Annotated in this window: 14 protein-coding genes; 8 read left to right on the forward strand and 6 right to left on the reverse strand. The window is 75.8% G+C overall.

The features are described 5' to 3' along the window. Positions 1 to 76: 76 nt before the first annotated feature. The 3 genes from ACTJIY_RS00510 to ACTJIY_RS00520 all read left to right on the forward strand — a co-directional run bounded on the left by ACTJIY_RS00510 (position 77) and on the right by ACTJIY_RS00520 (position 4,122). Entirely contained in the window at positions 77 to 610 is a 534-nt protein-coding gene (locus ACTJIY_RS00510; protein ID WP_440673134.1) for a hypothetical protein, read from the forward strand. Positions 611 to 853: 243 nt separating this feature from the next. Beyond that, positions 854 to 2,560 carry a multicopper oxidase family protein gene (locus ACTJIY_RS00515; RefSeq protein WP_440673133.1) on the forward strand — a complete coding sequence of 569 codons (1,707 nt, stop codon included), beginning with the start codon at positions 854 to 856 and terminating at the stop codon, positions 2,558 to 2,560. A 182-nt stretch (positions 2,561 to 2,742) separates the two neighbouring features. Further along, a complete protein-coding gene (locus ACTJIY_RS00520; RefSeq protein ID WP_439157626.1) occupies positions 2,743 to 4,122 on the forward strand; it encodes a M20/M25/M40 family metallo-hydrolase in 1,380 nt (459 codons plus the stop codon). Positions 4,123 to 4,141: 19 nt separating this feature from the next. Here ACTJIY_RS00520 and ACTJIY_RS00525 read toward each other — a convergent pair whose 3' ends face one another. Both ACTJIY_RS00525 and ACTJIY_RS00530 read right to left on the reverse strand, forming a co-directional pair. Then, complete coding sequence (locus ACTJIY_RS00525; protein WP_440673132.1) at positions 4,142 to 4,993, reverse strand: fructosamine kinase family protein; 852 nt, start codon at positions 4,991 to 4,993, stop codon at positions 4,142 to 4,144. A gap of 10 nt (positions 4,994 to 5,003) precedes the next feature. Next, complete coding sequence (locus ACTJIY_RS00530) at positions 5,004 to 5,237, reverse strand: DUF5703 family protein (RefSeq protein WP_009861400.1); 234 nt, start codon at positions 5,235 to 5,237, stop codon at positions 5,004 to 5,006. A 102-nt stretch (positions 5,238 to 5,339) separates the two neighbouring features. Between ACTJIY_RS00530 and ACTJIY_RS00535 the strand changes: the two genes are divergently transcribed. Continuing rightward, positions 5,340 to 5,660, forward strand: a complete 321-nt coding sequence (locus ACTJIY_RS00535; protein ID WP_253049754.1) for a primosomal protein — start codon at positions 5,340 to 5,342, stop codon at positions 5,658 to 5,660. 10 nt (positions 5,661 to 5,670) lie between these two features. Here the strand turns inward: ACTJIY_RS00535 and ACTJIY_RS00540 are convergent, their stop codons facing one another. Then, on the reverse strand, positions 5,671 to 6,639 hold the full coding sequence (locus tag ACTJIY_RS00540) for an aldo/keto reductase (protein ID WP_253049752.1): 969 nt from the start codon (positions 6,637 to 6,639) through the stop codon (positions 5,671 to 5,673). Positions 6,640 to 6,848: 209 nt separating this feature from the next. Here ACTJIY_RS00540 and ACTJIY_RS00545 point away from each other — a divergent pair, with 209 nt between their 5' ends. After that, positions 6,849 to 7,724 (forward strand): undecaprenyl-diphosphate phosphatase, encoded by an 876-nt coding sequence (locus ACTJIY_RS00545; RefSeq protein WP_253049750.1) that lies wholly within the window; start codon positions 6,849 to 6,851, stop codon positions 7,722 to 7,724. Between the two features lie 7 nt (positions 7,725 to 7,731). Here ACTJIY_RS00545 and ACTJIY_RS00550 read toward each other — a convergent pair whose 3' ends face one another. After that, positions 7,732 to 8,829, reverse strand: a complete 1,098-nt coding sequence (locus tag ACTJIY_RS00550; RefSeq protein WP_440673131.1) for a magnesium and cobalt transport protein CorA — start codon at positions 8,827 to 8,829, stop codon at positions 7,732 to 7,734. A 152-nt stretch (positions 8,830 to 8,981) separates the two neighbouring features. Here ACTJIY_RS00550 and mshC point away from each other — a divergent pair, with 152 nt between their 5' ends. Continuing rightward, complete coding sequence (mshC, locus tag ACTJIY_RS00555; RefSeq protein ID WP_440673130.1) at positions 8,982 to 10,256, forward strand: cysteine--1-D-myo-inosityl 2-amino-2-deoxy-alpha-D-glucopyranoside ligase; 1,275 nt, start codon at positions 8,982 to 8,984, stop codon at positions 10,254 to 10,256. 34 nt (positions 10,257 to 10,290) lie between these two features. Here mshC and ACTJIY_RS00560 read toward each other — a convergent pair whose 3' ends face one another. Beyond that, positions 10,291 to 11,157: a PAC2 family protein gene (locus ACTJIY_RS00560; RefSeq protein ID WP_253049744.1), complete on the reverse strand. Its 867-nt coding sequence runs from the start codon at positions 11,155 to 11,157 to the stop codon at positions 10,291 to 10,293. A gap of 137 nt (positions 11,158 to 11,294) precedes the next feature. On the opposite strand from ACTJIY_RS00560, the gene ACTJIY_RS00565 reads away from it, so the two are divergent. Further along, positions 11,295 to 12,008 carry an HAD family hydrolase gene (locus tag ACTJIY_RS00565; protein WP_308202245.1) on the forward strand — a complete coding sequence of 238 codons (714 nt, stop codon included), beginning with the start codon at positions 11,295 to 11,297 and terminating at the stop codon, positions 12,006 to 12,008. Here the strand turns inward: ACTJIY_RS00565 and ACTJIY_RS00570 are convergent. Beyond that, the gene (locus tag ACTJIY_RS00570; RefSeq protein WP_440673129.1) at positions 12,005 to 12,751 is read right to left on the reverse strand and encodes a phosphotransferase; all 747 of its coding nucleotides are present in this window, start codon (positions 12,749 to 12,751) and stop codon (positions 12,005 to 12,007) included. The genes ACTJIY_RS00565 and ACTJIY_RS00570 overlap by 4 nt on opposite strands. A 68-nt stretch (positions 12,752 to 12,819) precedes the next feature. Here ACTJIY_RS00570 and ACTJIY_RS00575 point away from each other — a divergent pair, with 68 nt between their 5' ends. Further along, the gene (locus ACTJIY_RS00575) at positions 12,820 to 13,998 is read left to right on the forward strand and encodes a site-2 protease family protein (protein ID WP_253049740.1); all 1,179 of its coding nucleotides are present in this window, start codon (positions 12,820 to 12,822) and stop codon (positions 13,996 to 13,998) included. The last annotated feature ends 20 nt before the right edge of the window (positions 13,999 to 14,018 follow it).

The raw sequence follows: 14,018 nt of genomic DNA on the forward strand, positions 1-14,018 counted from the left end.
GGGGCGCGGGACGACGCATCGCGCCGCGCGCCGGGGCGGACGCAGCGGGGCGATGCCGATCTCTAGCGTCGACGGCATGAACCCGACCCCCGGCCCCGCACCGGACCGCCCGACCCCGCCCGCCTCGTCCGTCCCACCTGACGGCCCGGTCCCGCCCGGCCCCGCCGTCCCTCCCGGACGGTCGGGGGCGCCGGCTCCTGCGGCCCGCCCCACGCTCGGCGAGACCGTCCGCTCGCTGAGCTGGCCCCTCGTCCTGGGGCTCGGTGCGCTCGCGCTCGTCCGACCGCTCCTGAGCGTCACCGGCCTCGACGACGCGATCGGCCGACCCGCCGCACCCCTGCTCACGACCCTCGTGCTCACGGTCGTGTGGATCGTCGCGATCGTCGTCGCCCGCCCCGCGCACCCGCTCGCGACCGGCGTGGCCGTCGGGCTCGCCTACGGCGTGCTCGCGCTGGTGCTCAGCGCGGTGCTGTCGCCGATCCTCACCGGGGAGCTGCAGGGACCCGTCGCCCACCCCGTCGCGATCATCCCGATGCTGCTCACCAACGCGGTCTGGGGCGCGCTCGCGGGGGCCGTGGCGCTCGGTCTCCTCGCGGCCCGACGCCGCTGAGGCCGGCTGCCGATCCCGCCCGACCCGCAACCCCTGACCCGCGCACCCGACCCGCACCGCCCGACCCGGCACCACCCCGAGCCGCGCCCCCGTGCGCTCGGGGTCGGTTCCGGGCCCGCGTACGCTTCCGAGCGGACGCGCCCGGCACCGCCCGGTCCCTAGCGTCGACGGCGTCGCCCGCACGGCCGGGCCGCCGTCGACCCGCACCCGCCGACCGCCGTCGTCCACCCTGGAGAAGACCTGATGACGACCACGTACACCACCCCGCCGCCTGCCGTCCCGCCGGCGCCCGGTGCGCCCGCCGGACCACCCGGAGGTCGTCCGCGACGGCGACGCGGCCCGCTCGCCCGCGTCCTCGTGGTGCTCGGGCTCGTCGTCGTCCTGTTCGTCGGGGCGGTCGTCGCGGTCGTGGGCGTCGCCTGGGCGCGCGCCGCGACGAGCACGGCGGGTGCCGTGGAGTTCACGCGGCCGCTCGCCGTCCCGCCGCTCGCGGAGTCCCGGGTCGAGGACGGCGTGCGCGTCTTCGAGCTCGAGGCGCGCGCGGGCGTCGCGGACCTCGGCACGTCCGCACCGACCCCGACGATCGGCCTGAACGGCGACTACCTCGGCCCCACCCTGCGGGCCGCGCGCGGCGAGCGCGTGCGCGTCGACGTGACGAACGCGCTCGACGAGACGACGACGCTCCACTGGCACGGCATGCACCTCCCGCCCGCGATGGACGGCGGCCCGCACCAGATGGTCGAGCCCGGCGAGACGTGGTCGCCCACGTGGACGATCGACCAGCCCGCCGCGACGCTCTGGTACCACCCGCACCTGCACGGGCGGACCGCGAGCCAGGTGTACCGGGGGCTCGCGGGGATGTTCCTCCTCGACGACCCGGCCGCCGCCGACGGCCCCGCTGCCGACCTTCCGCACGAGTACGGCGTCGACGACGTCCCGGTCATCCTCCAGGACAAGAGCTTCCACCCCGACGGGCGGCTCGACGACGCCGCCTCGTTCCTCTCACCGGTCGGCACGCTGGGCGACACGGTGCTCGTCAACGGCACGCCCGGGCCCTACCTCGACGTCACGACCGAGCGAGTCCGCCTGCGCCTGCTCAACGGCTCCGACTCGCGGGTCTACGACGTCGGCCTCGCCGACGGCGGCACGGTCCAGCTCGTCGGGACCGACGGCGGGCTGCTCCCCGCCCCGCGCACGGTCGAGCGCGTGCGCCTCTCCCCGGGCGACCGGGCGGAGGTCGTCGTGACCATGGCCCCAGGGCAGCGCGCCGTCCTGCGCAGCTTCCCGCCCGAGCTCGGCGTCAACCCGCTGTTCGAGCGCTTCTCCGGCGGCGACGACACCTTCGACCTCCTGGAGCTGCGCGCCGCTCCCACGCTCGCGCCGAGCCCCGCCGTCCCCGACACCCTCGGCACCGACCCGGCGGACGTGCTCGACGAGGCCGACGCCGTCCGGACGCGGACGTTCCAGCTCTCCGGCCGGTCCATCAACGGGCGGTCGATGGACATGTCCCGCGTCGACGAGGCCGTGACCGTCGGGGAGACCGAGGTCTGGGAGGTCACCGGGCTCGACGACACCCCGCACAACTTCCACGTCCACGACGTCCAGTTCCGCGTCCTCGACGTCGGCGGGCAGCCGCCCACGCCCGACCTCGACGGCTGGCAGGACACCGTCTACGTCCAGCCCGGCCGCGTCACGCGCCTGCTCGTCCGGTTCGAGGCGGCCGAGGGCGCGACCGACCCGAGCACCCCGTACATGTTCCACTGCCACCTGCTCACGCACGAGGACCAGGGCATGATGGGCCAGCTCGTCGTCGTCGCGCCGGGGGAGCGGGCGCCGTCCCGCATCGACGTGCCCGACGGCGCCACCCACCCCGACCACGCGGACACGCTCCCGGGCGACGGCACCGGCCCCCGCCACCTCGCCCCGGGCCCCCACGGCACCACCCACTGACCCCGAGGACCCGACCAGCCCATCCTGCCGGGTCGAGCAGGCGATGGGGGCGCGTCACGCGACCCGGACGCGCCTGGACGACCTGCTCGACGCGGCGGCTGGCATGGTGGGGGAGCGTCCGGGATGTGGGAGGGGCGGCGGGGACAGGCGGGCGGGGCGATCGCGACGGGTAGCGTGTGGCCATGACCGCTCCGTACCCGGAATCCCAGGCCAGCGCCGGCACCCCGGCGACCGTCGACGTCCCCTCCGGCACGGTGCCGCGGGCGGAGGACGAGGTGGTGCGGATCTGCCGGGAGCTGCTGCGGATCGACACGTCGAACTTCGGCGACGGGACCGGTCCGGGGGAGCGGCGCGCGGCGGAGTACGTCATGGGGCTGCTGCACGAGGTCGGGCTCGAGCCCGAGCTGTTCGAGTCGGAGCCCGGCCGGGCGAGCGTCGTCGTGCGTCTGGAGGGCGCGGACCCGACGCGGCCGGCGCTCGTGCTCCACGGGCACCTCGACGTCGTGCCGGCGCAGGCCGCGGACTGGTCCGTCGACCCGTTCGCGGGCGAGGAGATCGACGGCCTGCTGTGGGGCCGCGGCGCGGTCGACATGAAGGACATGGACGCGATGATCCTCGCGGTCGTGCGGCAGATGGCGCGCGAGGGGCGCAAGCCCGCGCGCGACGTCGTCGTGGCGTTCTTCGCCGACGAGGAGGCGGGCGGCGTGTACGGGGCGCGCTACGCCGTCGACCACCGGCCCGAGCTGTTCGAGGGCGCGACCGAGGCGATCAGCGAGGTCGGCGGGTTCTCGGTCGAGGTCGGGGGCCGGCGCGCGTACCTGCTCCAGACGGCGGAGAAGGGCATCGCGTGGCTGCGCCTCGTCGCGGAGGGCCGCGCGGGTCACGGGTCGCAGGTGAACGAGGACAACGCGGTGACGCGGCTCGCGGAGGCGGTCGCGCGCATCGGGGCCCACCACTGGCCCAACACGCTCACCCCGACCGTCGACAGGCTGCTGCGCGGCGTCGCGGACCTCACCGGGCTCCGGTACGACCCGGAGGACCCGTCGTCGGTCGCGGCGCTCGTCGCCGCGCTCGGCCCCGCGTCGCGGTTCGTCGGGGCGACGGTGCGCCACACGTCCAACCCGACGCAGCTCTCCGCCGGGTACAAGGCGAACGTCATCCCGGGCCGGGCGGAGGCGGCGATCGACGCGCGCCTGCTGCCCGGGCACGAGGAGGAGGGGTTCGCGACGCTGCGGGCGCTCGCGGGCGAGCACGTGCGGGTCGAGGAGATCCACCGGGACATCGCGCTCGAGGTGCCGTTCGAGGGCGACCTGGTCGACGCGATGGTCGACTCGCTGCTCGCGGAGGACCCCGAGGCGACCGTCCTGCCGTACACGCTCTCGGGCGGCACGGACAACAAGTCGCTCGCGCGCCTCGGCATCACGGGCTACGGCTTCGCGCCGCTGCGCCTGCCCGGCGACCTCGACTTCTCCGGGATGTTCCACGGGGTCGACGAGCGGGTCCCGGTCGATTCGCTGCGCTTCGGCGTGCGCGTGCTCGACCGCCTGCTGCGCACCTGCTGACGCCGTCCGGGTCGACCGCTCAGGCGTCGCCCAGCAGCGCCCGGACCGACGAGCGGAGCTGCGCGCGGTAGCCGCCGCCGAACAGCACCGCGTGCACCGCGACCGGGTACACCTGGTGCAGCGCGACTCGGTGGCGCCACCCGCGCGCGAGCGGGTGCGCGGCGTCGTACCCGGCGAGGATCTCCTCGAGGAAGGGGGCGCCGAACAGCGCGAGCATCGCCAGGTCGGCCTCGCGGTGCCCGCCGTGCGCCGCGGGGTCGACGAGCACCGCCTCGACGTCGCCCGGTGGTCCGCCCGGGCCGGGGTCGAGCGGGGACCACAGCACGTTGCCCGACCACAGGTCGCCGTGCACGCGCGCCGGGGAGTCGTCGAGCGCGGGGCGCGCGAGGTCCGCGAGGCGTTCTCCCAGGCGTTCGAGGAGGCGCGCGTCGTCGGCGTCGAGCGCCCCGCGGTCGTGGCCCTGGCGCGCGACCGGGAGCAGCCGCGCCTCGGCGTAGAAGGTCGGCCAGTCGGGCCACGAGCCCGTCGGCATCGGCAGCGGGTCGGCGAGCGGACCGAAGAACGCGTCGCCCGACCAGCCGGGCGGCGGCGCGCCCCACGCCGGCGCTCCCGCGTCGTGCACGACGGCGAGCGCCCGTCCGAACGCGTGCGCCGCCTCGGGCGTCGGCGCGGCGGGCAGGACGCGTTCGAGGTCGAGCCGGGTCGGGCCGACCCCCCGCACCGTCGCGACGCGCGGCCCGCCCGGGACGCGGAGCCACGCGAGCCCCGCGGCCTCGCAGTCGAAGAAGCCCGCGGGCGCGTCCGCGCGCGACTTCGTGAAGACGTCCGGCGGGGAGCCCGCGGAGCCGTCCCCGCGGCCGGGACCGCTCACGGGGCGGGGCTCACAGGGTCGAGCTGACCCGGATGATCTTGCGGCGCAGCCACACGCGGCGCTCGCCCCCGACGTAGAGCCGCGTCCGGGCGAGCTCCCAGCGCCCGTACTCGGCCTCGTCGGTGAGCAGCCTGCTCGCGTCCGACCGGCTCGTGGAGCGGTCGATCGTCAGGACGCGGTACTCGTACTGCCCGCCGTGCGCGGCCCATCCGGACCGCCGACGTGACGTCGGCCTCTCCTCCACGTGCCACCGTCCTCTCTCGCCTGACTCGGTCGTCGGCCGGGCGGGGAGAACCCGCTCGACTAACGAGTGCCATTGTGCCCCTCTCGGCGCTACCGTCAGGGTATGACCGCTGACCCGCGTGCCGCGCTCGACCGGTTCATCGCCGCGCTCGAGGCCCACTACAACGCCGTCGCCGCACGCCGCGGGGAGGACGACCCCGCCGTCGACGACGCCTACTACGTGCTCGCGGACGCCTTCGAGGTCTACGACGAGGCCCTCGGCCAGGTCCACGGGGAGGCGACGCCGTTCTACCTCGCGGAGGAGGACGACGAGGACGAGGACGAGGACGACGACGAGGAGGACGAGGACGCGCTCGACGACCTCGACGACACCCTCGACGACGACGTCCTGACCGGCGAGCTGGAGACCGACGGCGCGCGCTGACGCGCCGTCGTCACCACCGCTCGGGGTAGCCGACCTCCAGGTCGCTCACGTCGTCGAGCGCCGCGCGGACGGCGTCGGGGAGCTCGAGGTCGGTCGCGGCGAGCGACGTGCGCAGCTGGGCCGGAGTCCGGGCGCCGACGATCGCGCTCGCCACCGTGGGGCGGCCCAGGAGCCACGACAGCGCGACGTCGAGCGGGGCGCGGCCGAGACCGTCGGCCGCGGTGACGACGGCCTCGACGATCCCCGAGGAGGACTGGTCCAGGTAGGGCTCGACGAACCCGGACAGGTGCGGGGACGCGCCGCGCGAGTCCGCGGGGAGCGAGCGGCGGTACTTGCCCGTGAGCACGCCCCGGCCCAGCGGCGACCAGGCGAGCAGGCCGAGCCCGAGCGCCTCGGCGGCCGGCACGACCTCCCGTTCCGCGCCGCGCTGGAGCAGCGAGTACTCGAGCTCGACCGCGGCGAGGCCCACGTCGTCGGCACCGCCGAGCAGCGTCGCGGCGCGCGCCGTCGCCCACGCGGGGTGGTTGGACAGCCCGACGTACCGTGCCCGGCCGGACGTCACGGCGTGGCGCAGCGCGGAGAGCGTCTCGGTGAACGGCGTGCGCGGGTCGGGCGCGTGCACGAGGAACAGGTCGACGTGGTCGGTGCCCAGGCGCGACAGCGAGTCGTCCAGCGAGTCGAGGAGCGCCCCGCGGGACGCGTCGACGACCGGTCCCTGCGCCGTGCGGCGCACGCCCGCCTTGGTGCACAGGAGCACGTCGCGCCGGTCGACCTTCGTCCCCAGGATCGACCCGAGCAGGGACTCGGCGTCCCCGTCGGCGTACGAGGCGGCGGTGTCGACGAGGGTCCCGCCCGCGTCGACGAAGTCGCGCAGCTGCTCGGCGGCGTCGAGCTCGTCCGTGTCCCGGGCCCACGTCATGGTGCCGAGGCCGAGCTCGGACACGCGCAGGCCGGTGCTGCCGAGGTGGCGGTGTTCCATGGGAGCCGAGGGTACCGGCGGACCCCGCCGCGCGACCGTCGGGGCGCGCGACGGACCCCGGGAGCGGCGAGGTTCACCCGTCCCTCCAAGCCTGCGGGCCGGGTCCGCGGGACGGTGTTCACGCGCCCGTCGCCCGGCGTTCGTCCGGGGGCGCCGACCCGCCGACGAGGTGCCGGGAGGGCCTGCCCGAGCGGGTATCGTGGCCGCTCGTGAACGCGTGGGAAGCCGTCCTCCTCGGCCTCGTCCAGGGCCTGACCGAGTTCCTCCCGATCTCCTCGAGCGCGCACCTGCGCATCGTGGGCGAGCTCATCGGCTCGCAGGACCCGGGGGCCGCCTTCACGGCGATCACCCAGATCGGGACCGAGACGGCGGTCCTCCTGTACTTCCGTCGCGACATCGCGCGGATCTGCGCGGCGTGGTGGCGCTCGGTGCGCGGCGACCACGGTACGGACTGGAGGTCGCGCCTCGGTCGGCACGACCACGACGCCGCGATGGCCTGGTACATCGCCCTCGGCTCCGTCCCGATCGTCGTGCTCGGCCTGCTCTTCCAGGACGCGATCGAGAACACGTTCCGCAACCTCTACCTCACCGCGCTCATGCTCGCCGTCTTCGCGCTCCTGCTCGGCTGGGCGGACCGGATCGGCGCCAAGCGGCGCACGCTGCGCGAGCTCTCGCCCGGCCAGGCCGTCGCGTTCGGCTTCGCGCAGGCGCTCGCGCTCGTCCCGGGCGTCTCCCGGTCCGGCGGCACGATCACGGCGGGCCTCCTCATGGGCTTCACGCGCGAGGCCGCGGCGCGCTACTCGTTCCTGCTCGCGATCCCCGCGGTCATGGGCTCGGGGTTCTACCAGCTCGTCAAGTCCGCGGACGAGCCGGCCCCCGGCGCGCCCGGCGCGGGTGCGACCCTCATCGCCACGCTCGTCGCGTTCGTCGTCGGCTACTTCGTCATCATCGCGTTCCTCAAGATCGTCTCGACCTTCAGCTACACGCCGTTCGTGGTCTACCGCCTGGTGCTCGCCGCGCTCGTCGTGCTGCTCCTGCTCACCGGCGTGCTCGAGCCCGGCGGGACCGCCGCGTCCACCCCGTGACCCGCGGTCAGAGCCAGCCGACCCGCTTGAACACCCGGTAGAGCACGAGGCAGCCGACCGCCATGAGCGCGAGCGCGAACGGGTAGCCGAACGCCCAGTGCAGCTCGGGCATGTTCCGGAAGTTCATGCCGTAGACCCCCGCGACGATGGTCGGGTAGACGAGGATCGCGGCCCAGGCCGAGATCTTGCGCATGTCCTCGTTCTGGCGCACCGACACCTGGGACATGTGGACCTGCAGCATGTCCGAGAGCAGGTCGTCGTGCGCGTCGAGGTGGCGGTCGATCCGCTCGACGGTCGTCACCACGCGCTCGAGCATGCGCCGGTTCACCGCGAGGTGGTCCGGGACGTCGGGGTCGAGCAGCTCGGGCAGCTCCGCCGAGACGGGCATGAGCGCGCGCCGCGCCTCGGTGATCTCGCGCTTGAGGTCGTAGATGCGCTCGACCGGGTCCTCGCGCTGCTGGTCGAACACGACCCGCTCCGTGTCCGCGACCGCGTCCCCCAGGCCGAGCTCGACCTGCGACGCCCCGCCCACGATCGCCAGGACGGCGGCCGACACGATCCGCTGGACGGGCGTGCCCCGCGGGTCCCCCGGGGCGGCGAGCTTGTCGAGCATGGTCGCGTGCACGCCGGCGTCCCCCTCCTCGGCGGTGACGACGGTGCCCGGTCCGAGCAGCGCGGCGAACTGGCCGGTGCGCACCTGGCGGTCCGCCTCGGTGAACCACGCCGTCGGCGTGACGAGCAGGAGCCAGTCGGGCGCGAGGCGGCGCACGTGCGCCAGCGGGTGGTGCGCGTGCCGGGACAGCTCGTGGCGCGTCGGTCCCGGGCTCGTGGAGACGCGGGCCGCGGCGTCGAGCACGGCGTCGAGGTCGGCGACCCGCGCCCACGTCGCCGGGCCACGCGGGGTCCGGCCTTCGCCCCCGTCATGGTCACCGCCCTCGTGGTCGCGGGCCGGGTCGTCCCCGGCGCGCGCGTCCCCGAGCGTGCCGGGGTCGACCTCGCGCACCCCGGCCGCACCCGGGTCCACGGTCCACGCCGCCAGGACGGTGGCGCCGGGGAGCAGGGGGCCTCGCGCGGCGTCGACGCGCGGGTCGGTGGGCTTCGTCACGTCCGCATTGTCCCGCGCCCGGCGTGGCCCTGCCCGGTCGCGCGGGTTCGCCGTCGGTGCGGGCAGCGGCGTGCCGTCCGTGTCCCGTGCGCGCGGCGCCCGCCTTCCGGACGACGGTCCGGCGCCGACGTCCCGACGGCTAAGGTTGACGCGTGCACAGCTGGCCCGCCCCGCAGATCCCCGAGCTCCCCGGACGAGGCCTCCCGGTCCGGGTGCACGACTCGACGACCCGCGAGCTCGTCGTCGCGGCCTCGGGCGAGGACGCGACCCTCTACGTGTGCGGCATCACGCCGTACGACGCGACCCACATCGGCCACGCGGCCACCTACGTCGCGTTCGACCTGCTCGTGCGGGCGTGGACGGACGCCGGCCAGCGCGTGCGGTACGCGTCGAACGTCACCGACGTCGACGACCCGCTCCTCGAGCGCGCCGCCGCGACGGGCGTCGACTGGCGCGCGCTCGCCGTCGACCAGACGGCGCTCTTCGCCGAGGACATGACGGCGCTCGGCGTCGTCCCGCCGGACGTCTACGAGGGCGCGGTCGAGACGATCCCCGCCGTCGTCGAGGCGGTCACGCAGCTCCTCGACGCCGGGCTCGCCTACCGCGTGCCGGTCGAGCCCGGGGCGGGCGGGACCGACCCGGGCCTCGGTGACGTCTACGCCGACCTCTCGGCCGACCCTGCGTTCGGCTCCGTCTCGCGCCTCGCGCGCGACGTCATGCAGCACCTCTTCGCCGAGCGCGGGGGCGACCCCGACCGCGAGGGCAAGAAGGACGCGCTCGACCCGCTCCTGTGGCGCCGCGAGCGCCCGGGCGAGCCCGCATGGGACGGTGGCGCGCTCGGCACCGGGCGGCCCGGCTGGCACGTCGAGTGCGCCGTCATCTCGCGCGACGGCCTCGGCCTGCCGTTCGACGTGCAGGGCGGGGGAGCGGACCTGCTGTTCCCGCACCACGAGATGTCGTCCTCGCACGACCGCATGCTCTCGGGCGGCGGCGCGCCCCGCGCCCACGTCCACGCCGGCCTCGTCGCGTACGAGGGCGAGAAGATGAGCAAGTCGCGCGGCAACCTCGTGCTCGTCTCGAAGCTGCGGGCCACGGGCGTCGACCCCATGGCGATCCGCCTCGCGCTGCTCGCGCACCACTACCGCGGCGAGTGGGAGTGGACCGACGACGACCTGCCCGCGGGGGTGCGCCGCCTGGAGACGTGGCGCGACGCCGTCTCCGGCAACGGCGGTCCCGACGCCACCGCGACGCTCGGCGCCGTGCGCGCCGCGCTCGCCGACGACCTGGACGCGCCCGCGGCGCTCGCGGCCGTCGACGCGTGGGCCGCGGAGTCGCTGCGTCCCGGGCGCGACACGTCCGGCGACGACGAGGGCGCGCCCGGCGTGGTCGCCCGCGCGGTCAACGCGCTGCTCGGCGTGCGCCTCTGACGCGCCGCCGCACGCCCGCGGCGGCGGGGAGGCGTCAGACCGTCGGTCCCTTGCCCGGGTTGCCGCGGTCGCGACGGCGCAGGTAGCGCTCGAACTCGCGCGCGATCGCCTCGCCGCTCGCCTCGGGCAGCTCAGCGGTGTCCTTCGCCTCCTCGAGCTGCTGGACGTACTCCGCGATCTCGGCGTCCTCCGCGGCGAGCTCGTCGACGCCGTGCTGCCAGGCCTCGGCGTCCTCGGGCAGGTCCCCGAGGGGGATCGGCTCCGAGAGGAGCTCCTCGATGCGCGCGAGGATCGCGAGCGTCGCCTTGGGCGACGGCGGGTGCGCCACGTAGTGCGGCACGGCCGCCCACAGCGACACCGACTGCAGGCCCCGCTCGGCGGCGGCGTGCTGGAGCACCCCGACGATGCCCGTCGGCCCCTCGTACGTGCTCGGCTCGACGTCGAGCACCGCCTGGAGCCCGACGCTCTCCGACGTCGCCGTCATGGGGATGGGCCGCGTGTGCGGGACGTCGGCGAGCAGCGCGCCGAGCGTGACGACCGTGCGCACGTCGTGCTCCTCCGCGATGTCGAGCAGCTCGCGGCAGTACCGGCGCCACCGCATGGACGGCTCGATGCCGTGCACGAGCACGACCCGCCGCCCGCCGGGCGACAGGGTCGCGGACGCGATCGTCGTCGTCGGCCACGTGATCTCCCGGAGCCCGTCGTCGTCGGTCGTCACGACGGGGCGGTTCACCTGGAAGTCGTGGTACTCCTCCGGGTCGAGCTCGTCGACGTCCTCGGCGCCCCACACCTCGTGCAGGTGCTGGAGCGCGGCCGTGGCGGCGCTCCCCGCGTCGTTCCAGCCCTCGAACGCCGCGATCATCACGGTCTGCCGGGTGCCCTCGGTCGCGTTCTCGGTCATCGCCCCAGCCTATGCGGCCGGGCCCGACGACGGCGGAGCGGGTTCGCGCGTGGCGTAGCCGCACGTAGGGTGGAGGGACCGGGTGCACCGCGTCGTGCCCCGCCCGGACCCCCACCCCTCGTCCTTGGAGCCATGCCGTGACGTCCCCGCGCCCGTCCACCGATCCCGTCCTGCCGCAGGCCGTCCTGTGGGACATGGACGGGACGCTCGTCGACACCGAGCCGTACTGGATCGCGGCGGAGCACGAGCTCGTCGAGGCGCACGGGGGCACGTGGACGCACGAGGACGCCATGTCGCTCGTGGGGAACCCGCTGCGCGAGTCCGCGCGGATCATCCGGGACCGCGGGGGCGTCGACCTGCCGGTCGACGAGATCGTCGCGTTCCTCCTGGGCCGGGTCATCGAGCAGGTGCGGGCCGAGGTCCCGTGGCAGCCCGGCGCGCGCGAGCTGCTCACGGCGCTGCGCGAGGCCGGCGTGCCGTGCGCGCTCGTCACGATGTCCTACCGCGAGCTCGCCGCGCCCGTCGCGGAGCTCGCGCCGGACGACGCGTTCCAGGTGCTCGTGTGCGGGGACGAGGTCGAGCGCGGCAAGCCCGACCCCGAGCCGTACCTGCTCGCGGCCGAGCGCCTCGGCGTCGACGTCGCGCGCTGCGTCGCGATCGAGGACTCGCCTGCCGGCATCGCCTCGGCCCGCGCGGCCGGCGCGGCGACGCTCGGCGTGGAAGCCGTGGTCCCCGTCCTGCCCGCGCCCGGCCTGAGCCGGACGCCGTCGCTCGAGCTCGTCGACCTCGGCCTGCTCGCCCGGCTCGTCTCCGGCGAGGTCGTCGACCTCATGGACGACGACGCCGCCTAGCCTCGCGCGAGGCGTGCCGCGTCCCGGCGGTACAGCGCCGCGTGGTCGTGGAGGTCCGGCCGAGCGGTGTCCCGGGCGTGCGCGTCCGTCCAGCCGGCGAGGTCGAGGAGACGGTCGTGCATCGTCGACAGCACGTCGTCGGGACGAGGCGCGCGGTCGTGGCCGTAGCCGACGAGCAGCTCGGCGAGCCGCTCCTCGGGCGCGAGCCCGGGCGGGGCCGGCATGTCCTCGCACCAGCCGCACAACCGGTAGGCGAGATAGGCGACGTCCCAGACCCGGGGCCCTGGCGACGCCATGTCGACGTCGATGAACCCGACGAGGGCGCCCCCCGCGCGGACCATGTTGTACGGCGCGGCGTCGTTGAGGCACACGACCTCCGCCGGCTCGCGCACGGGTGAGCGCCACACCGCCCCGGCGAGCGCGAAGCCGACGGTCGCGTCGTGCCACGCCCGCAGCATCGCGCCCGACTGGCGGAGCGTCGCGCGGTCCCAGAGCCAGTCCGGGAGCGGCCAGCCGCCGACCTCGCCCTCGGTCCAGGTCAGCACCTCGCGCCCGGCCGCGTCGCGGCCGAGCGGCGCGGGGGCCACGGAGATCCCCTGGGCGCGGACCCAGGCGAGGAGCGCGTGGACCGTCGGCGTCCACGGACCGGCCGTCCGCCGCACGGTGTCGCCGACGCGCACCACGGCGTTGACGTTCCCTCCGGTCAGCGGGACCTCGACCTGGTCGTCGTCGTGAGCGTGCACGGCCCGATCATCGCACCCGCCGCTCGCCCGACGTCCGGGTCGGCGCGCGGAACGCATAGGCTCTCCGGGTGGACGGACCCCAGCCCAGCGCCCCCCGCACGCCCGCACCGGTCGGCCCGCGCACGAAGGGCTGGGTCATCGGCCGCATCGTCGGCGCACCGGTCATCCTCACGCCGTCGTGGTTCCTCGCCGCCGCGATCCTCACCGTGCTGTTCGTCCCCACGGTGCGCCGGCTCGCGCCGCACCTGGGCAACGAGGTGTACCTCGTGTCGTTCGCGTTCGTGCTCCTGCTGTTCGCCTCCGTGTTCCTGCACGAGGTGGCGCACGCGCTCGTCGCGCGGGCCCGCGGGCAGCACGTCACCGAGCTCGCCGTCACGCTGTGGGGCGGGCACACCGCGTACTCGGGGACGTCCGCCCGCCCGCTCGACGGCTTCCTCATCTCCGTGGTCGGGCCGCTGACCAACCTGGCGCTCGCGGTCGTGTTCTGGGTGACGTTCCAGGCGCAGCCGACGTTCTCCGTGCCCGCGCTGCTCCTCTACGCCGGGGCGTTCTCCAACGCGTTCGTCGGGTTCTTCAACCTCCTGCCGGGGCTGCCGCTCGACGGCGGGCAGATCCTCGAGTCGGCCGTGTGGGCCGCGACGGGCTCGCGCACCCGCGGCACGGTCGCGGCGGGCTGGGTCGGGCGCGCGGTCGCCGTCGGCGTCGTCGCGTGGGCCCTCGTCTGGCCGCTGACGCTCGGCCGCCAGCCCGACCTCTGGACCGTCGCGTGGGCGGCGCTCATCGGTGCGTTCCTCTGGAGCGGTGCCGGGCAGGCGATCGCCGCGGGACGTGCGCGCGAGGCGGTCTCGGGGCTCTCCGTGCGCGGCCTCGCACGGCCCGCGGTCGCCGTGCCCTCCACGGCGACGGTCGGGGCGGTGGGGCGGTCGGTGGCGCTCGCGGGCGGGCCGCACGTCCTCGCGGTGCTCGTCGACGGGGCGGGGCTGCCCGTGGGGTACGCAGACCCCACGGCCGCCGCCGCCGTGCCGCCGGACGCCGCCGAGACCACGCCCGTGGGGGCCGTCGCCGTGCCGCTGCCCCCGGGGGCGACGATCGACGCGCACCTCCAGGGCCAGGACATGCTCGCCGCCCTGGCGCGCGTCGGGCGCGAGGCCGCCGTCGTCGTCGTGACCGACGGCGGCCGCGTCGTCGGGGCGCTCGAGGTCGCGCGGGTCGTGGCGGCGCTGCGGGACGCGCAGCGCGGTCGCTGACCGCGTCCGGCCCGTAGGAT

Origin of the sequence: Cellulosimicrobium sp. 22598 (genome assembly GCF_052044445.1) — a bacterium.
In the GTDB taxonomy this organism is placed as follows: domain Bacteria; phylum Actinomycetota; class Actinomycetes; order Actinomycetales; family Cellulomonadaceae; genus Cellulosimicrobium; species Cellulosimicrobium cellulans_G.

Excerpts from the sequence above, each read along its gene's own strand:
- ACTJIY_RS00515 (WP_440673133.1), top strand. The coding sequence starts at position 854 with ATGACGACCACGTACACCACCCCGCCGCCTGCCGTCCCGCCGGCGCCC.
- ACTJIY_RS00535 (WP_253049754.1), top strand. The coding sequence starts at position 5,340 with ATGACCGCTGACCCGCGTGCCGCGCTCGACCGGTTCATCGCCGCGCTC.
- ACTJIY_RS00540 (WP_253049752.1), bottom strand. The coding sequence starts at position 6,639 with ATGGAACACCGCCACCTCGGCAGCACCGGCCTGCGCGTGTCCGAGCTC.
- ACTJIY_RS00520 (WP_439157626.1), top strand. The coding sequence starts at position 2,743 with ATGACCGCTCCGTACCCGGAATCCCAGGCCAGCGCCGGCACCCCGGCG.
- ACTJIY_RS00560 (WP_253049744.1), bottom strand. The coding sequence starts at position 11,157 with ATGACCGAGAACGCGACCGAGGGCACCCGGCAGACCGTGATGATCGCG.
- ACTJIY_RS00510 (WP_440673134.1), top strand. The coding sequence starts at position 77 with ATGAACCCGACCCCCGGCCCCGCACCGGACCGCCCGACCCCGCCCGCC.